The 19,719-nt window shown below is 48.5% G+C and carries 13 protein-coding genes; all 13 read left to right on the top strand.

Annotated elements, in window-relative coordinates; genetic code table 11:
* The first annotated feature begins 169 nt into the window (after positions 1-169).
* Positions 170-3,682 carry a helicase-exonuclease AddAB subunit AddB gene (gene addB / locus CA598_RS10475; protein ID WP_094876457.1) on the top strand — a complete coding sequence of 1,171 codons (3,513 nt, stop codon included), beginning with the start codon at positions 170-172 and terminating at the stop codon, positions 3,680-3,682.
* 2 nt (positions 3,683-3,684) lie between these two features.
* The gene (gene addA, locus CA598_RS10470; protein ID WP_094876469.1) at positions 3,685-7,809 is read left to right on the top strand and encodes a helicase-exonuclease AddAB subunit AddA; all 4,125 of its coding nucleotides are present in this window, start codon (positions 3,685-3,687) and stop codon (positions 7,807-7,809) included.
* A gap of 41 nt (positions 7,810-7,850) precedes the next feature.
* Positions 7,851-9,032: an exonuclease SbcCD subunit D gene (locus CA598_RS10465; RefSeq protein ID WP_094870313.1), complete on the top strand. Its 1,182-nt coding sequence runs from the start codon at positions 7,851-7,853 to the stop codon at positions 9,030-9,032.
* Position 9,033: 1 nt separating this feature from the next.
* Positions 9,034-12,450 (top strand): AAA family ATPase, encoded by a 3,417-nt coding sequence (locus tag CA598_RS10460; protein ID WP_094876456.1) that lies wholly within the window; start codon positions 9,034-9,036, stop codon positions 12,448-12,450.
* Positions 12,451-12,815: 365 nt separating this feature from the next.
* On the top strand, positions 12,816-13,175 hold the full coding sequence (locus tag CA598_RS10455; RefSeq protein ID WP_042130338.1) for a histidine triad nucleotide-binding protein: 360 nt from the start codon (positions 12,816-12,818) through the stop codon (positions 13,173-13,175).
* Positions 13,176-13,314: 139 nt separating this feature from the next.
* A complete protein-coding gene (gene rpsU / locus CA598_RS10450; protein ID WP_036657994.1) occupies positions 13,315-13,488 on the top strand; it encodes a 30S ribosomal protein S21 in 174 nt (57 codons plus the stop codon).
* A gap of 15 nt (positions 13,489-13,503) precedes the next feature.
* Positions 13,504-13,947 carry a GatB/YqeY domain-containing protein gene (locus CA598_RS10445; protein ID WP_042190953.1) on the top strand — a complete coding sequence of 148 codons (444 nt, stop codon included), beginning with the start codon at positions 13,504-13,506 and terminating at the stop codon, positions 13,945-13,947.
* 139 nt (positions 13,948-14,086) lie between these two features.
* Complete coding sequence (locus CA598_RS10440) at positions 14,087-15,451, top strand: NfeD family protein (RefSeq protein WP_094876468.1); 1,365 nt, start codon at positions 14,087-14,089, stop codon at positions 15,449-15,451.
* A 63-nt stretch (positions 15,452-15,514) separates the two neighbouring features.
* Entirely contained in the window at positions 15,515-16,516 is a 1,002-nt protein-coding gene (floA, locus tag CA598_RS10435; protein WP_060621995.1) for a flotillin-like protein FloA, read from the top strand.
* An 18-nt stretch (positions 16,517-16,534) separates the two neighbouring features.
* Entirely contained in the window at positions 16,535-17,086 is a 552-nt protein-coding gene (locus CA598_RS10430) for a hypothetical protein (protein ID WP_094870315.1), read from the top strand.
* Positions 17,087-17,259: 173 nt separating this feature from the next.
* A complete protein-coding gene (gene yqfC, locus CA598_RS10425; RefSeq protein WP_094870316.1) occupies positions 17,260-17,553 on the top strand; it encodes a sporulation protein YqfC in 294 nt (97 codons plus the stop codon).
* Complete coding sequence (gene yqfD, locus CA598_RS10420; RefSeq protein WP_094870317.1) at positions 17,550-18,731, top strand: sporulation protein YqfD; 1,182 nt, start codon at positions 17,550-17,552, stop codon at positions 18,729-18,731. The genes yqfC and yqfD overlap by 4 nt, the downstream gene beginning before the upstream one ends.
* A 15-nt stretch (positions 18,732-18,746) precedes the next feature.
* Positions 18,747-19,718: a PhoH family protein gene (locus CA598_RS10415; protein WP_042190944.1), complete on the top strand. Its 972-nt coding sequence runs from the start codon at positions 18,747-18,749 to the stop codon at positions 19,716-19,718.
* The last annotated feature ends 1 nt before the right edge of the window (position 19,719 follow it).

Raw genomic sequence — 19,719 nt, 5'->3', positions numbered from 1 at the left:
ATTGTAAATCATTAGAAAATACTAGCAAACGCATGTTCTGATTTGTGCAGTTATGCTATACTGAGGGGACGAGGAACGACTGAGCTTTTTCATTTGAACATTATCAAACGGTGAGTATTTCACCTTGTATCTTATACATTTTCTCCGCTACGGAAGGAGTCTATCATTTATGTCGGTAACCTTTTTACTAGGCCGATCGGGCAGTGGCAAGACAACGAAAATATGGGAGTCTATCTCAACTTCATTAGAGAAGGAGCCTCTTGGTGCGCCAATCATTATTCTTGTACCGGAACAAGGCTCCTTTGGAGCAGAACGGGGGCTTCTGACCGTAGGGAATGTGAAGGGAAGCATTCGGGCGCAGACACTGAGCTTTTCTCGGCTTGCCTATCGAGTGAAACAGGAAACTGGAGGTAGCGCTAGTCTGCCGATCAGTGAAGAAGGTAAAAAGATGTTGATTTACAAAATCATCAGTCGCCGTAAAGAGGAACTGAAGTTGTTCGGTGCCTCTGCAGACAGACCGGGTTTTGTGGAACGGCTCAATCAGCTGCATACGGAGATGAAGCGTTGCTGTTTGGCTTCCTCTGATTTAGAGGAGCAGCTATCCGCAATGCGAGGCGCTATTGCAAGAAGTCCAATTCTTGAAGGCAAGCTGGATGATTTACAGCTGGTATTCAGTGAATTAGAGAAGGAGATGTCACGCCTCTATATCGATGAAGAGGATCGTTTAGCGGAACTAGCTGAGCATATTCCTGATTCCTCTTACATTCGCGGGGCGCAGATTTGGGTAGATGGGTTCCACGGCTTTACCCCGCAGGAATTCTTAGTGCTTCGAGAATTAATGCAGCAAGCATCGAAGCTGACCGTGTCCCTTACTCTTGATCGTTCGTATCCCTATGGAGATCAATTAAATGAGCTTGAATTGTTTCACCCAACTGCGGTCACTTACATTAAACTGCGTGGAATAGCTGAAGAGCTGGGCATTGATGTGTGGGACGAGCTGCTGGAGCCAGCGGTTCTTCCGCGTTTTGAAGAAAGTCCTGTTCTTGCTCATCTCGAAAGAGGATATGACCGCCGAAAGGTCTGGATGGGTGCAGATGAACTGGCAAATGAAGCGATATCTATAGGCGCAGCAGTTTCACACAGAGCAGAGGTTGAGGGAGCACTGCGTGAAATGATTAGACTGGCGCGAGATGAAGGTGCAAAATATGGTGATATGGCCGTATTGATGCGTAATATTGGAGATTACGAGCAGCTGATTAAACCGTTGTTCCAAGATTACGGAGTCCCTTTTTTTCTGGACCAGAAGGTAAATGAGCTGCACCATCCATTGGTAGAGTTTGTACGTTCCGCATTGGATGTGGTGCGTCGACGCTGGCGCTTTGAGGATGTATTCCGCTGTGTAAAGACGGAGCTTTTGCTACCACTGGACGGTAGTATTACGCGTGAGGATATGGATGCCTTAGAAAATTATGTGCTGGCTTGTGGGATTCAAGGGTATCGCTGGACGGATGGCCGTTCATGGAAAGGGATTCCTAGCTTGTCGCTGGAAGGCGGCAGACAGATGGATGAAGAACTGCTTGCTACAATGGAGCGATGCCGTGCTAGTATAACGGGTCCTCTATTTGCTTTTGAGAAACGGATACAGAAGAGTAAAAGCGGTCTTGAACTATGTACCGCAGTGTACAAGCTGCTGGATGAAACGGATGTTGCTCGAAAGCTGGAGAAACTTAGTGTCGGTTCTATGGAGAAGGGGCAACCCGAGAAGGCTAGAGAACATAGTCAGCTGTGGGGTGCAGTGCTTGATCTGCTAGATCAGATCGTCGAGATGATGGGCAACGAGAGACTTGAATTTGATGTGTTCACCGGAGTCCTAGAGACAGGACTTGCTGAGCTGAAGATGGGACTTGTTCCTCCCGCGCTCGATCAAGTACTGGTTGGTAACATGGATCGGACTCGACCAACGGGAGTTAAATACGCATTTTTGCTTGGATTTAATGAAGGTGTTGTGCCTGCGCAATTTAAGGAAGATGGAATTCTCTCGGAAGGCGAACGCTCCGTGCTTGAGAACGCCGGTATGGAGCTTGCTCCTGGTGCTTCTCGTAAACTGCTGGACGAGCGGTTTTTGATCTATAATGCGCTAACGACAGGAAGTCGAAAGCTCTGGATTAGCTACGCCACTGCTGATGATGAGGGCAAGGCGCTTCTTCCCTCTGAGGTAATCCGTCATTTGCATAGAATGTTCCCAAGGGTGCAAGAGCATAGCTTGGCAGCACTTCCCCCAGTAGGACTACCAGAAGAAGTCAGAAATTCCATTCACCTCGGTTACATTGGTCATCCAGAACAAAGTCTTCGTGCATTGATTATGCAGCTTCGCCAGTGGCGCCAGGGGACGGAGATACCTGAATTATGGTGGGATGTGTATAACTGGTTCGCTGCTGATGATATTCGTAGTCTCGAATTGAAACGTCTGCTCAGTTCCTTGTTCTATCGTAACGTGGGAACGAAGCTAAAGCGTGGAACAAGCCTTAGATTGTACGGTGGATCGACACTGCGAGGCAGTGTGTCCCGGATGGAGAAGTTTGTTGCTTGCTCCTTCTCCCATTTTGCATCTTACGGACTTAGACTGAAGGAACGCCAGCTATATAAGCTGCAAGCACCTGATATTGGACAACTGTTCCATGCTGCGTTAAGTGACATGGCTGTAAGACTGAAAGAAGAGGGCCGCGGCTGGGGAAGCTTGTCTCCAGAGGAATGTCGGCGTGAGGCAAGTGAGACTGTAGAACGTTTATCACCGATGCTGCAGGGTGAAATTCTGATGAGCTCTAAACGTTACGGATACATCTCACGCAAGCTAAAAAATATTGTTGGACGTGCTTCTGTAATTCTGGGCGAGCATGCCCGCCGAGGCAGCTTTGAGCCGGTAGGGCTAGAGCTGGATTTTGGACCGGATAAGGAGTTGCCACCTTTAAGAATTACGCTGCCGAATGGCTGTGTGATGGAGGTTGTAGGACGGATCGACCGTGTAGACATGGCCCGTGGAGAGAATGGAATTCTTCTGCGAGTCATTGATTATAAATCGAGTCAAAAAGATCTCAAGCTGCACGAGGTGTACTATGGATTATCGCTACAGATGCTGACCTATCTGGATGTACTGCTAACGTATTCGGAGCAATGGCTTGGGCAACCGGCGCTTCCAGCAGGGACACTGTATTTCCATGTACACGACCCACTGTTAACCTCATCTAACGGGATGAACAAGGAACAAGCAGAACAAGAATTGCTGAAACGCTTCAAGATGAAGGGACTGCTTACAGCAGACCGCGAGGTTGTATCCCTGATGGATACGACTTTAGATAAAGGGTATTCTTCTATCGTGCCTGTAGCAGTAAAAGCTGATGGAAGTTTTTATAGTAGTGCTTCTGTAGCTACACCAGAGCAATGGGGGCACTTATTATCATCCGTTCGGGGAACGATCTCAGATATCGGGACACGCATTATGGAAGGTGATGTGGCGATTGAGCCATACCGGATTGGGCAAGAGACAGCCTGCACATTCTGTTCCTTTAGACCCGTCTGCCAGTTCGATGAAGCTGTGGAAGGCAATGGCTACAATAATCTGAGTAAGCCAGGGAAGGACATTATCTGGGATCTGCTGTCCCGCAAAGGAGGAACTACACCGTGAGTATGAAGCCTGAAATAGAAGCGAAACCGGAAGGGAGCATATGGAGTGATGACCAGTGGCGCGCCATCGCTGAGAGCGGTGATGATATCCTCGTTGCTGCGGCGGCAGGTTCCGGTAAGACAGCGGTACTTGTAGAACGTATTATTCGCAAAATCAGCAAGGAAGAGAATGGCTTTAGCGTAGATAGATTGCTGGTAGCTACGTTTACCAAAGCTGCTGCTGCCGAGATGCGCCAGCGGATTAGGGAAGCACTAGACCGGGAGCTTGAGGAGAATGGAGAGAATGACCATTTACGCCGTCAGCTGTCGTTGCTCGGGAAAGCCTCGATTACAACACTACACTCCTTCTGTCTGGAAGTGATCCGGCGTTATTATCAGATCATTCCGATAGACCCCGGCTTCCGTATCCTGAACGAACATGAAGCAGAGATGATGCGGCAGGAGCTGCTTCAAGAGCTACTGGAGGAAAAATACGGTGAAGCAGGTGAAGATGGCGCGGATAGCGTATTTGTACAGCTTGCTGACTGGTTCAGTGGTGAACGCAGCGATGATGCGGTACATGCGCTCATACAGCGACTGCATGACTATGCCCGCAGCCATCCTTGGCCAGAGCAGTGGCTTCGGGATACCGCAGCTGATTTCTCATTACCAGACACAGATAGCTTAGGTCGAACTCCTTGGGTGCTAAGTATTCTTGAAGAAGCGAAGCTGACCCTTGAGGGTGCAGCCAGTCAGCTTATCCAAGGCAGGGAGATCGCGCTACAGCCGGGTGGTCCGGCGCCTTATGCCGAGAATTTGACGACTGACCTTGAGATGGTAAGTGCATTGCAGGAGGCTGTGAATGAACGGCCATGGGCAGAATTATATGATATTTTCATGGAAGTATACTTTGGAAAATTGAAAGCTTGTAAGAAGGATTCGACAGATCCTGGACTGCAGGAAATGGTTAAAGAACTGCGCGATAGTGTGAAGAAGAGTGTTTTAGATCTTCAGAAGGCGCTGTTTGGCCGTCCAGCAGATGTTTTTTTGAGAGAACTGAACGAGGCGGCTCCGCTTATGGCAGAGCTTGCGGAGACGGTGATAGCGTTCGGTGAACGTTATCGAATGGAAAAAGCAGGACGGGGTCTCGTCGACTTTAGTGATTTGGAGCATTATTGTCTGCAAATTTTGCGCCATCCTGATTCTCTACCAGGCCTTTCCCTGCCTTCTGATGCAGCGATGGAGTACCGCGCCCAATTCGATGAGGTTCTGCTAGATGAATATCAGGATACGAATAGTGTACAAGAAGAGATTGTGCGGCTGATCTCCCGCGAAACACCTGGTAACCGATTTATGGTCGGAGATATGAAGCAAAGTATTTATCGGTTCCGTTTGGCAGAGCCGGGGCTGTTCCTGGATAAATACCGTAGCTTTGGCTCTAAGAATGCCGGAGGTGGCAGTAATACAATAGGCGAATCCGAGTTAAGTGAGTTATCTGAGAAGTCTAATGAATCTTCCGGCGGTTCGGTTATCGATCTAGCCCGTAATTTCCGTAGTCGTATGGAGGTTGTAAATGCCGTAAATATGATTTTTCGGCAGATTATGAATGAGACGGTGGCTGAGATTAATTATGACGAACGCGCTGAGCTTGTGTATGGTGCGAATTTCCCGGGTGCAGCAGAGAAGGGGCCAGATACTTTTTTTGCACCAGAGCTATTATTGATCGATCGCGGAGCGGCATCAGGTAAAATAGAAGAGACTTCTGAGGACGGTGAGCTGCCACTTCAGGAAAGCGAAGCTATTGAGAGTGAGACCGCGCAGCTGGAAGCAAGGGCGATTGCCCGGCGTATATTACAGATGACTGGCCTGAACGGCGGATCGCCGTTGTTGATTTATGATAAAGGGCTTAAGATTATGCGCCCAGTGATTTATGGGGACATCGTGATTTTGCTTCGTTCGGCGAGAATATGGACCCCTTTGATTATCGAGGAGCTTCGGATGGAGGGAATCCCTGCTTACGGAGATTTGAATAAAGGATATTTTGAAGCCACTGAAGTAGAAATTGCACTCTCACTTTTAAAAGTAGTCGATAATCCTCAGCAGGACATTCCACTCGCCGGCGTGCTCCGCTCTCCTGTCGTTGGTTTAACGGAAGAGGAACTGGCTACAGTTCGGATGTACAGCCATGGTTCTTTCTATCATGCTGTACAAGTGGCAGCGAGCTTGCAAGATATAAAGGAAGCTGAGGAAGAATACGATCTTTTCTCGGCTCATGTGATAGAAACAGCAAGTGCAGCGGAAGAGAAAGTCACCTCAGATAATAATAATGATGAAATCATTAATGAGGTGGAATCTGAAAGTGGAGCTTTACCGCAAATCAGCCTAAAGCTGAAGCATAAGCTTAAGAATTTTCTGGAACGGCTTGAAAGCTGGAGAGATGCGGCTAGACAAGGCAGTCTCAGTGAGCTGATTTGGCGTATTTATGGTGAGAGCGGCTATCTGGAATGGGTTGGAGGCTTGCCTGGAGGCTCACAACGACAGAACAATCTTAAAGCTTTGTATGATCGGGCTGTTCAATTTGAGAATGATACTGCGGCGCGTGGGTTGTTCCGTTTTCTGGTGTTCATTTCACGGCTTCGTGAGAATGGCGGAGATCTTGGTGTAGCTGGTGGTAGCGGCGAAGAGGGCAATGGGGTCAGAATTATGACCATCCATAAATCCAAAGGCTTAGAGTTTCCTGTTGTTTTTATAGCGGGTATGGCGAAGCAGTTTAATCGACAGGATTTGCATTCTCCTTTCCTGATGCACAAAGAGCTTGGCTTCGGGCCACGTTTTGTGGAGCGGGAAACACGGGTCAGCTACCCGATGCTTCCTTATTTGGCTATTAATCGTCGTACACGACTTGAATTATTGGCTGAGGAAATGCGGGTATTATATGTAGCTTTAACTCGTCCGAGAGATAAGATGATTCTAGTCGGTACCGTAAGAGATTTACCACGGAAAATTGCGGGCTGGAGCAGTGTACAGAATCGGGATGAGCTACTGCTTGCTGATCATTTACTAGCCCGCGGTCGCAGCTATCTGGACTGGGTTGGACCGGCATTGATCCGGCATCCGGCGGCGGCTGTTCTTCGTAAGCTAGGCGGCTCTGAAGGTACCGTCTCGACAGTGCTGCACAGCGACGTCTCGAACTGGAGCATCAGTGTGCAGCATGCTTCCGAACTGAATTCCGGGGCGTTCCTTCCTTCGGATAACTCAGAGGACAAAGCAGAAGAACGTCAATCTGTACTCAAGGCGCTGCAAAAAGGTGAATCTGTAAGTGTCTATGGATCTGTGGATAGCGATGAAATTGCTAGAAGACTAGAATGGCCTTATCCGTTTGCGGCTGCCTCTGGTATTCCTGCCAAAACCTCTGTTACAGAGTTAAAATCTTTGTTATCGATGCAGGATCAGCCTTCTTATGATCTCTTAGAGGAAGATGGTTATCCTGTCACCTCAACCGAAAACAATAAGCGTTCAGATGTGGCAGGAGCAGACAGTCTGCATTTGCGGCGTCCGAAATTTATGGAAAAGCGCAGTCTAACCCCAGCGGAGCGCGGGACAGCTTACCATACGGTTATGCAGCATATTCCGCTGGAGGGTTCTGTTGATTCTAAAGTTGTGGAAGAAACATTAGCCCGTTTGCAGAGATTGGCTATTCTAACTGCTGAGCAGGTGGAGGCGGTTGCCCCCGATCAGATAGAGACTTTTTATACGAATGAACTGGGTCGTAGATTAATAGATTCTTCTTGGAAGCTTAGAGAAATGCCGTTCAGTTATATGCTTCCCGCAGGCGAGGCTTATGGAGGGCTCGATTATATGAATAAAGCCGTCTCAGAGCTAAGTCATGGAAATAATAATGAAGGCTTTAGTGAAGGAGTGCTGATCCAAGGGGTCATTGACTGCCTGTTCCGCGAAGAGGACCGGATGATTCTGTTAGACTATAAGACGGACTCTGTTTTAGAACATCAGGGTGGGTTAGAAGCGCTTAAAGAAAAATATCGTTTTCAGCTAGAGTTATACAGCAAGGCATTACATGATATTTTGGGAGAACCGATCAGCGAGATTTGGCTGTACTTTTTTGACGGCGGACATGCTGTGAAATTATAAATCTATTCATTACCGCATAGGAGCGGGGAAAGAGGACGAAGATGCGGATATTGCATACGGGAGATTGGCACCTCGGCCGAACGCTGGAAGGAAGAAGCCGGCAGAAGGAGCAGGAGCAGTTCATAGATGAATTGGTGGAAATCGCCGATTTTCATAAGGTGGATTTGATAATGATGGCGGGAGATGTGTACGATTCCGTTAATCCACCAGCGGCTTCAGAACAACTATTCTATGAGGCTGCCGCAAGGCTGACTGCAGGGGGCAGGCCCCTTGTTGTGATCGCCGGAAACCATGATCAACCGGAGCGCGTATCTTCAGTTTCACCGCTTGTATTAAGGCAGGGGATTACATTAGTGGGGCTTCCTACCTCAGAGCCAGTGACTGTTCATGCTGCACGAACGGGTGAGATCGCCAAAATCGCAGCTCTTCCTTATCCCTCCGAAGCGCGTCTCGGTGAACTACTTGCAGGAGATAGCGGAGAAGAGGAGCTTCGACTGGCTTATAGCGCACGGGTAGGCAAGCTCATGCAGCTGTTGGGACGGGAATTTACGCCGCAGACCGTAAATTTAGCGATGAGCCATATTTATGTGCTTGGTGGTGTGGAAAGTGATTCGGAACGTCCGATTCAGGTAGGAGGAGCATATACCGTTGATCCTTCTGCTTTGACTTGTGGAGCGCAATATACTGCACTAGGACATCTTCATCGCGCTCAGCGTGTCAAAGGGGAAGGAATGATCCGTTACAGTGGATCCCCGTTGGCATACAGTTTTTCTGAAGCGGGACAGGCCAAATCGGTGACGCTGATTGATGTTGCGCCGGGCGGTGAGCCAATCTTCGAAGAAATTTACCTACGCTGTGGGCGTCCGCTTGTAAGATGGAGCTCCACAGGTGGATTGCAGGAGGTATATAAATGGCTGGATGAAGGCAGAGATGCTTCTGCTTTTATAGATTTGGAGATTCGGCTTAGTGAAGCCATGTCGATGAATGATATACAGCGCCTGCGCAAGTCGCGCGAGGGAATTATTCATATTCGTCCCATTTACCCGCAAATGGAGATGGAGCTTGAACAGACTTCCCGTTCACGTATGCCGGTGCAAGAATTATTCCGTAAATTCTATCAGCGTCAGACAGGTGGAGCGGAACCGGAAGATAGCTTGATAGAGCTGTTCTTACAGCTAACTGAAGAAGAACGGCGTCAGCCAGAGGAAGGAGAGGAGAACTAAGGTGAAACCTATTCTATTAAAAGTTGCAGGATTACAGAGTTATAGAGAAATGCAAGAAATAGATTTTGAAAGTCTGTGTGAGACGGGTCTGTTTGGGATTTTTGGACCTACGGGCAGCGGCAAGTCTAGCTTGCTGGATGCTATTACTTTGGCGATGTACGGGAAAGTGGAACGTGCCGTTAATGGAACACAGGGGATTATGAACCACTCTGAAGATTCACTCAGCGTAGCGTTTACCTTTGAGCTCACTTCTTCCGCGGGGGCACGTCGTTATCGGGTTGAACGTAAATTCAAACGTACGGGAGAGCAAACCGTCAGCAACACGATTAGCCGTTTCATCGAAATTACAGCTGACGGAGATAACGTTATGGCGGATAAGCTCGCAGATGTTACGCGCTGTGTGGAGGAGCATATCGGTCTAAAAATGGATGACTTCACGAGAGCAGTTGTATTGCCGCAAGGGAAATTTGCCGAATTCTTATCACTTCGTGGCGTAGATCGTCGGCAAATGCTGCAGCGCCTGTTCCATCTGGAACAGTATGGCGATCAGCTGGCAATCAAGCTTAGCCGCCGGGTGAAGGAGAATGAGGCTGCGCTCCGCGCGCTGATTGCTGAGCAGCAGGGTCTTGGCAGCGCAGGCAAAGGGGATGTAGAGGCAGCGGCGGAGCGCCTCGAGCAGGCCACCCTTTATGCTGCGGAATGCCGCCAGAAGCTGGAGGCGGCGCTGCAGGTCTCGGAGCGTTTCGCGCGTATACGCGAGCTCCAAGAGGAACGGACCCGCCGCGAGCTACAGCGGCAGGGACTGCTCGCCAAGGAGGAGGAGATTCTCCTCCTTGAACGGAAGCTCGGCCAAGCTGACGAGGCCGAGGCTAGGCTTCCTGCGCTGAAAGCATGGCGAAGCGCGGAAGAAGCCTTTAAGAGCCGATTGGCCCGCGCGGAGGGCCAAGAGGTGCTGGCCGCCGCCGCCGAGCAGAAGGCGGTGCATGCCGCTGCCGCCGCGGCTGCTGCGCAGGCCGCGCTTGCAGCGGAAGAGCCGGCCCTCCGGGAGGGGGCCGGCACCTACCGCCGCGCGCTGGAGCTCGAGTCCGAGCTCAGCGCGCTACGGCGCGAACTCGCGGCTCTGCGCGAGCGCCGCGAAGAGGCCTCCCGCAAGCTAGCGGAGCTGCGGGAGGGCATGGCCCGGGAGCGTGAGCTTTTGGCCAAGGGCCAAAAGCGCCAGCAAGAGCTGCAGCAGAGCTTGCAGCCGCTCGGTGTCCGCTCCCAGGAGCGGCAGTCTCTGCAAGAAGCGATGCAGAGACTGCAAGGGCTGCACTCCGCCGAATCCCAGTGGGATAAGGCGGAGAAGGAGCGCCGCGAGCGTGCCGCTGCTCTCGCGGCTGCGCAGGCGCGACTCGCGGAGGCCGAGGGCCGTCGCGAACTGCAGGAAGCTGCTCGCGGGCAACTGATCCGCGAGGCAGCGGTACATCAAGAGAAGCTGCTGGCGACAGAAGAAGCTGCGCGTGCCGCAGCGGAGCACCTGGAGCAACATGTCAGTGCTTTGGAAGCAGCTATGAAGGATCAAGAGCTTCACAGACTGTCTTTAGCGCTAGCTAAGGAGCTGGAAGAAGGACATCCCTGCCCGGTATGCGGCAGCGAGCATCATCCTGCACCTGCATTATTGCAGGATAGCTTAGAGCAACAGGAACTGGAAATGAAGCTTCAGCAAGTTCGCGCATTGTCCAGACGGGCTTTGGAAGCTCGTCATTTGTTCCGCGGTCTTCGTGAACAGGATCAAATATGGCTGGAGCAGGTATTTGGAAATGAAGTCATCGAAGCGGCAAATCACCCTGCAGCTGCTGGTACAGAAGTCAGCATTACTGAGGTTTCCTCAACCGATGTGTCCGTTCCAGATGAAAAAGCCTTGGCAGAACTTGAAGCTGCACTTTTGGCATTAAAAGGACAGTCAGGCGAGCTACGCCGAATTGCGGTACAGTGGCAGCAAACGATGCAGGAGGTCCAGCAGTTGTGCCTCAAAGAAGCGGCAGGTGTCACAGGTGAACGGAGCTGGGTAGAAGGAATCGCTGCCAAAGCTGAGGAACTAAGCGCCCAGCTAACGGCTATGCGGCAGAACTGGACACAGCAGTTCCCGGATCTGGCACCTGGAGAAGTGGAACAAGCTTATCGTGATCTGTTAGCGAAGGATGCACAAGCTGAAGAAATTAGATCTCGTCTTGATATCAGCGTCAAGTTTCTGGAGGAGAAAAATGCTTCGGTGCAGAACCTTCAAGAGACCATAACGGGGCTGGATAAAGAGCTGGCTCAATCGATCACACAGATCGAAGGCAAGGAAGAATTGCAGCGTGAAAAAGATCAGCGTTTACTGGAGTGGACGAATGGCCGTGCTGCTGCTCCTCTTCTAGCGGAATGTGAAGGACGTCTGCAGGAATTGTTAACTGCTCTGGAGACAAGCAAGCAGTTACATCTCGCGGCGGCGGAGAAGGCTCAGCATGAGGTTAAGGAAGCAGCAATTACACGCCAGGCTGCAGAATCTGCGCGTGAACATTACGTAGCAGCTTCCAGTCAATGGGAACAAAGCTTGGCTTCTTCAATGTTTAGTTCAGCCGCTGAGGTTGAAGGAGCAGCGCTCACTTCTGAAGAACGGGAAATGGCATCTTCCCGCGTACGTGCTCATCGTGCCGAAGAAACTGAGGTCTCGTTGCAACTGCGTAACATTGAAGAGAAGCTTGACGGGGCCAGCTTAAGTGAAGAAGAATGGCAAGAAAGTCAAAGGACCTTAAGAGAAAGCAAGGCGGAGGATGAAATATCTCTTCAGGCAAGAGCACGTGCAGAGCGTGATCTGGAGGACCTGCGGCATCGGCATATCCGCTGGATGGAGCTTGAAGCAGAGCGGATTGAGCACGCTTCTATGCAAGATCAACTCTCCAAACTACAGACGGTCTTACGCGGGAACGCCTTTGTTGAGTACATTGCTGAGGAACAATTGATGCAGGTGTGTCAGTCCGCTTCTCAGCGGCTTCGATTCCTGAGTAAGCAGCGTTATGCATTGGAGGTTGATTCGGGTGGCGGCTTTGTGATCCGTGATGACGGGAACGGCGGGGTGAGAAGACCTGTCTCCACCCTGTCTGGTGGAGAGACCTTCCTAACATCCCTTTCGCTGGCACTTGCTCTTTCAGCTCAGATCCAGCTGCGTGGGCAATATCCGTTGCAATTTTTCTTCCTGGATGAAGGCTTTGGTACTCTCGATCCAGAGCTGCTGGATACAGTGATTACTTCACTTGAAAGGTTGCATAATGACCAGCTGTCTGTCGGTATTATCAGCCACGTTCCAGAGCTTCGTGCAAGGTTGCCACGCAAGCTGGTGATAGTTCCTGCTGAACAAGGTGGAGGGGGATCTCGTATCCTTTTGGAAAAAATGTGAAGTGTTTTAAACCGTGTGATCGATATCACAGATACAGCATCAACGCACTGTTATAATACAGCTAAGCCGACATTACTTTAGAAACACCTCGGCGGACGTATGACCGGGAATTTAATCCTTTTCATACGTCCGCCGCCGAATCAGCTTTATAAGCTGTGAAGGGTGTTTCTCTTTTTTTTGCCTTTTTAACCCTACGGGTGTATATATAGCTCCACTTCAATGGTTAATGGATTTCATTCTGTAATAGATACAGCTCTAGCGTGCGGATGTTGAATCTTCTAGCGTCTTTCGTAATTGGTGATTATCCTGTATGATTATCTTATGATGAAGTGAAATTTCACCAATTTTTAGGAGGCAAGCACTCTATGGAGACCGTGTTTAGCAAAATTATTGAGGGTACTATTCCTTCCAAAAAAGTATTTGAGAACGAACGTATTCTTGCATTCTACGACATCGAGCCGGCTGCACCGGTACATGTGTTGATCATTCCAAAGAAGTTCATTGCTTCCATGAATGATGTCACACCTGAGGATCTTCCGTTAATTGCGGAAATTCACAGTGTAGCGCAACAGATCGCTATCGACCTTGGGATTGCCGAGTCTGGTTATCGTTTGATCAATAATTGTGGTCCTGATAGTGGACAAGCTGTGCCTCATCTTCATTATCACTTGCTTGGTGGGGCCAAGCTGGGAGCTCTCACAGGAAACTCAGCTTCTCACGCATAGTACAATCATTAAATGTTGAAGAACTTGCCAGAAAAAAAGAATAACACGAAGGTTGACACCCTATTTCCGTTTGACCTATAATGGAATTTGATAAACCGTGTTATGCTCTTGGACGGTATGGTCGGAGGGAGGGGAAACTGTGTCTGAAACGAAAGTTCGCAAAAACGAGACAATTGATGCTGCACTTCGTCGCTTTAAACGTTCCATCGCAAAAGATGGTGTCTTGGCTGAGGTGAAGAAACGCAAACATTACGAAAAGCCAAGCGTTAAGAAAAAGCTGAAGTCTGAGGCTGCTCGTAAGAGAAAGTTTTAGGAGGATTACCCACGCATGAATCTTAGCGAGAGATTGAACGAAGATATGAAGCAAGCGATGAAGAGTAAGGACAAGTTCACGCTCTCCACGATTCGAATGGTTCGTTCTACAATAAAGTATCTTGAAATAGATTTGAAGAGAACATTGGACGACAACGAAGTGCTTGATATCCTTAGTCGTGAAATCAAACAGCGCAAAGATGCCCTCCAAGAATTTGAATCAGCGGGTCGCGATGAGCTTGCCGCGAGTACGAAGGCAGAAATCGAGATTATTATTAAGTATCTTCCCGAGCAACTTTCCGAAGAAGAAATTAAAGCAATTGTACAGCAGACCATCCAGGAAACCGGTGCTTCTTCGAAAAGTGAAATGGGTAAGGTCATGAGCGCACTGATGCCTAAGGTCAAAGGTCGCGCCGATGGTAAACTCGTGAACCAAGCGGTTCAGCAATTTCTGCAATAATATAGCGCCAGCACCCCTTGCAAAAGGGGTGCTTTTCTTTGTTTTGAAACGTAATTACGCTGACAACGTAATAAAGTGTATGTGTCCCGGGTCAAATTGAAGAAGGGAGGTAAAAACATTGAAAAGATTACGGAAAATTATGTTAGCCAGCATTCCGGTTGTTTTACTGCTACTGCTCTTAACGCCGTTTATCCCGAATGTAAGCGCTGATGTAACCGTGCCAAAAGCACCAAAGGCTGCGAATGGTGAGATGAAGAAAGGCCCGGTGTTTATTATTCCGGTTGATCAAAAAATTGAAAGAGGTCTGCAAAGCTTTTTGGAAAGAGGATTCGCAGAAGCTGCTAATTATGGAGCGGTTCTAATTGTACTGGAAGTGGATACACCGGGGGGACTGGTGAGTTCAGCAGAACAGATTGGGACGATGGTAAGAGATAGTGACATACCTACCGCAGCTTTTATTAAAGGTGATGCCGCTTCCGCAGGCAGTTACATAGCACTTAACGCAGGTGCAATCATCATGAAGCCGGGCAGCATGATCGGTTCTGCATCTCTAGTAGATAGTGGCGGCCAGAAAGTAGAAGACGCGAAGATGGTGTCCTACTGGAAATCAAAAATGATTGGAGCCGCTGCTTTAAATGAGCGTGATCCTGATATTGCTGCGGGAATGGTCGATAGTAATTTGGTTGTGGATAAGCCAGATCTAGGCGTATCTAAAGCGCAGGGCGAAATTATTGCCTTGTCTAGTGACGAAGCTTTAAAAGCTGGTTATGCTGATCAAATTACAACCACTCCAGAAGAGGCAATTACTTGGTTAGGTTATACTACAGATGATATTTTTCGTGTGGAGCATACGGGTGCCGAGAAAATGTCGCAATTTCTGACAAATCCGATTATTATGACGATTCTGCTATTCATCGGGATTACAGGCATTGTGATTGAGTTGATCGTTCCGGGCTTCGGTGCACCTGGGATTATTGGGACATTAGCCTTTGTTTTATATTTTTTCGGAAATTCTGTAGCAGGGTTTGCCGGATCAGAGACTTGGCTTTTGTTCATTATCGGACTTGTCATGCTTGTGCTGGAGCTGTTCGTGCCGAGCTTTGGGATATTGGGGATACTAGGTTCCGTCAGCCTTGTGGCAGGTGTCGTACGCGCAGCATACAGCTTCACACATGCATTGTTTAGTCTCGGTATCGCATTCGCGGCTGCAACAGTTGTCATTGTGATTGTGGCTGTCGCATTTAAAGAACGTGGAATTTGGAATAGGTTTATTTTGAAGGATACGCTCTCCAAAGATCAGGGATTTGTACCTGTTGAAGAGAAGTTAAGCTTAGTTGGAGCTATAGGAAACAGTATTACACCACTTCGTCCATCCGGAACGGCTATGATTGGCGGCGAGCGGGTAGATGTCGTTACAGAAGGCAGCTTTATTAGCGTTAATGCCCCGGTCTCTGTTGTAAAAGTTGAGGGCGGACGGATTGTGGTGAAGGAAATTAAGGAATAAGGTAAAAGATAAAAGGTATGGCGAATAGTAGCTCCACAATAATTTACTGGAGGTTGTAAAGTTATGGAAGCATCTTTAATTACTTTTTTGTTGATTGCGGTAGTCGTAGTTATTTTGTTGAGTGTCTTTTTAAGCTTCTTCCCGGTCATGCTCTGGATTTCTGCATTGGCGTCAGGGGTTAGAATTAGTATTATTACGTTAGTAGCGATGAGACTGCGTCGTGTAACACCAAGTCGGATTGTTAATCCTATGATTAAAGCGACAAAAGCTGGTCTTGGACTTAACATTAATCAACTGGAGAGTCACTATCTCGCTGGTGGTAATGTAGACCGGGTGGTTAATGCCCTGATTGCCGCTCAGCGTGCAGACATTCCTTTGGAATTCACTCGCGCAGCAGCAATTGACCTCGCAGGACGTGACGTACTTCTGGCCGTTCAGATGAGTGTAAATCCACGTGTGATCGAAACACCTATTGTAGCGGCTGTAGCTAAGAATGGTATTGAGGTTAAAGTAAAAGCAAGGGTTACTGTTCGTGCTAATATTGACCGTCTCGTTGGTGGTGCAGGTGAAGAAACGATTATTGCCCGGGTCGGTGAAGGGATTGTAACTACGGTAGGTTCGAGTGATTCGCATAAAGATGTTTTGGAGAATCCGGATTCGATCTCACGTACAGTTTTGGCCAAAGGTTTGGATTCCGGTACGGCTTTTGAGATCCTCTCCATTGATATTGCGGATATCGATGTAGGTAAGAACATCGGTGCTTATCTTCAAACCGAACAAGCAGAAGCGGATAAACGTATTGCACAAGCTAAGGCTGAAGAACGCAGAGCAATGGCTGTCGCTCATGAGCAAGAGATGAAGGCACGCGTTGTTGAAATGAAGGCGCTTGTTGTGGAAGCTGAATCTCAGGTGCCTATGGCGATGGCAGAGGCGCTCAGAAATGGTCAAATCGGTGTGATGGACTACATGAACATCAAAAATATCGAGGCGGATACACAAATGCGAGGCTCCCTCGGCAAAATGAATGATCAGGACGACAATAACCGTCCTAACAATAATAAATAAAAGGGGATGTGAATCTCCATGAGCTGGATCTATATCGTTGCGGTAATTATCTTCGCGATTGTATCCAATGTGAACAAGGCTGCGAAGAACAAACCTAAAGGTGCTACACGTGGAGGAATGCCCACTTTTGGTGGAGGAGATGAGAATCCTTTACGTCGTAATAAGGATGTGGATGGGAGCGGAGACCACCCTGAACAGTCTAGGAGTGGGTTTCCAACTCCTGTGACTACATCCTCCCGCGAGTATGATGCATCACCTGCCTTTCCAGAGCCTGCGTACATCCCGACACCAGATTATTCTACTGGAGAAGGTATGTCTTTGGAGCACGCTGATGACGGAGTTGAATTGCGCACGCAAAAAATGCAAGAAGAGGTGCGGCGTATTCAAGCTGCTTTTGATGGAATCGCGGGAGCAGATTCCAAATCGGAGAAGACGAAGAGCACATCCTCTGACACAGCTGTCGAGTCAAATAGAACAGCGAATAGGGGTGAGTTGCGCAATGGTGTGGTTTGGGCGGAGATTCTAGGACCTCCGCGCGCGCGCCAGCCGCATTCCACCCGAAGATCGTAATTTTCGGTCAAAGTAACAATTTTAAGCCTTAGTTTTCTTATCTTAACGATAGGAAAGCTGAGGCTTTTTTTATGTTTTTTATACCTGAATGCTGCTCCTTTATTACTTCTTCTCATAAACAAAAGCGTTGCCGCATAAGGTGTACAGAAGGCAGGAAGGGGGAACGTCTACTTATGACCCGTATTGGCCGCAGGCTGCGGGGATGGACAAACGGGGTGCTCGATTTACCACAGGACTTACTACAGGAAATGCCCCGGATCACCCTGATCGGCAATAAAGAACTGTATATCGAGAATCATCGCGGCGTGCTGCATTTTTCCTCAGGCCAGCTTAAGCTCGCGTTAGCTAATGGATCGCTTGAAATCACGGGCGAGGATCTTGTCATTCGCAATATTCTTGGCCAGGAGCTGGCGGTAGAAGGCATTATCGGAGAGATCAGATATAAAGAAAGCGAGGGGAAATCATGAAGGAACCACCTCTTTCATCACTGCGGGGATCCGTTACACTGCATGTAACGGGGCCTCAGGTGGAGAGATTCATTAATGTCATTTCTGAAGCAGGTATAGTGATTTGGGATGTGAGGCCCGCTGAGGGCGGCGCTTCCCTTAAGCTGCTTCTGAATGATTTTTATGTCCTCCGTCCGATTTTAAAGAAGACAGGCTGTCGGATGCACGTTACAGGAAGAAGCGGACTGCCTTTTTTGATGGCGCGGCTTTGGAAACGTAAATTTTTTGGCATGGGAATATTGGTATTCGGGATTATGCTCTTTATGTTATCCACGATGGTATGGAGCATTAGAGTCGAGGGGAATGAAAAAATTGCTTCTGAGGATATATTGGCAGCTGCTCGTCAGGAGGGGGTGTATCCTTTTCAATGGATATGGCGTCTGGATGAGCCGGACAAGCTCTCTAAGGGGCTCCTAGCCCAATTACCCGGCGTTTCATGGATAGGGGTGCAGCGGACGGGGACGAGCATTAAAATTCAGGTGGTAGAATCTAAACAGCCGGATATTAAACCTCTTCTTAGCCAGCGGCATTTGATTAGCAGAACAGATGCGGTGGTAACTGAAATATATGCGGAGCAGGGCAGACCGGTTGTAGCGCGTAACTCACGGGTCAAAAAAGGGGATATCCTGATTTCGGGTGCTTTAGGCGACGAAGAGAATGTACAGTACGTGGTGGCTAAAGGTGAAGTTAAGGGTCTAGTGTGGCATGAATACAATATAGAGGTGCCTCTTACAACAACAAATAGCTCATATACAGGGGATCGTAAGGATCGAACCTATCTGGTGCTTGGCAAATGGGCTATCCAGCTATGGGGTTATGGCGATTCTCCTTTTGAGAAATCACGAACGCTTATTGAGCACGATCCGCTATCCTGGCGGTCCTTTAAGCTGCCGCTGGGCCTAATGACTGAGAAAGAAATGGAGATTAGTGAAACAAGTGAGACATTAACTCCAGAGGCTGGATTTGAAAAGGGAATAGAGCGAGCGAAGAATGATATTTTGGCGCGTTATGGCGTTGATAGCGTCATCAAAAGTCAAAAAGTTTTGCATGAGAAGAAAGAGAATGGTAAAGTTTATATGAAAGTGATCTTTGAAGTAGAAGAGAAAATTTCCGAAGAACTGCCAATAGTAAACAATTGAGGAGAATGAGGCTACTTGTCAGAACAGACTGCAAGCATTCGTATTACTTTGCAAAATGCGGGAGAAGCGCAATCGTTGTTCGGCCCGCAAGATGGATTCCTAAAAATCATCGAGAGTGAAATTCCTGCTATTATTGATTCCCGTGAAGCAGAATTAACGATACGTGGTGCGGAGCGGGAAGTAGACATGCTGGGACAATTGTTTAATGTGTTGCTGTCCCTCATTCGGAGCGGTTACATACTTACTGAACGTGATGTGCAGTACGCTGTGGAGCTGGCGAAAGACTTTCGAGTCGATCAATTGCTCGATTTGTTCAAGGGAGAAATTACAACAACTTTTCGTGGAAAGCCTATCCGTGTCAAAACGATTGGCCAGAAACATTATGTGACAACGATCAAGAAGCGTGATATTGTATTCGGAATCGGTCCTGCAGGAACGGGTAAGACCTACCTGGCGGTAGTGCTTGCAGTTACGGCACTAAAAGAAGGTTCTGTTAAGCGTATCATTCTTACGCGCCCAGCAGTAGAAGCAGGAGAGAGTCTAGGGTTCCTCCCAGGGGATTTGCAAGAAAAGGTAGATCCATACCTCCGTCCGTTATATGATGCCTTATACGACGTTATGGGGCCCGATCAGGTGGCTAAGGCGCTTGAACGGGGATTGATTGAAATTGCTCCGCTCGCTTATATGCGTGGTCGTACGTTGGATGATTCATTTATTATTTTGGATGAAGCCCAGAATACAACGCCTGAGCAAATGAAAATGTTTTTGACTCGACTCGGCTTCGGGTCCAAAATGGTGATTACGGGTGACGTTACCCAGATTGACCTGCCTCGCGGCAAGAAATCCGGTTTAATTGAGGCTAAAGCGATTTTATCCGGCATAGAAGAACTCGGTTTTGTTTATTTTGCGGAGCAGGATGTAGTACGGCATTCCCTGGTGCAGAAAATTATCGTTGCCTATGACCGCTCTGCCGAAAACCTCCAATAAA

The organism is Paenibacillus sp. VTT E-133291, from assembly GCF_002264395.1.
In the GTDB taxonomy this organism is placed as follows: Bacteria; Bacillota; Bacilli; order Paenibacillales; family Paenibacillaceae; genus Paenibacillus_AQ; species Paenibacillus_AQ nitricinens.
This window is presented reverse-complemented; position numbering and strand designations above follow the sequence as displayed.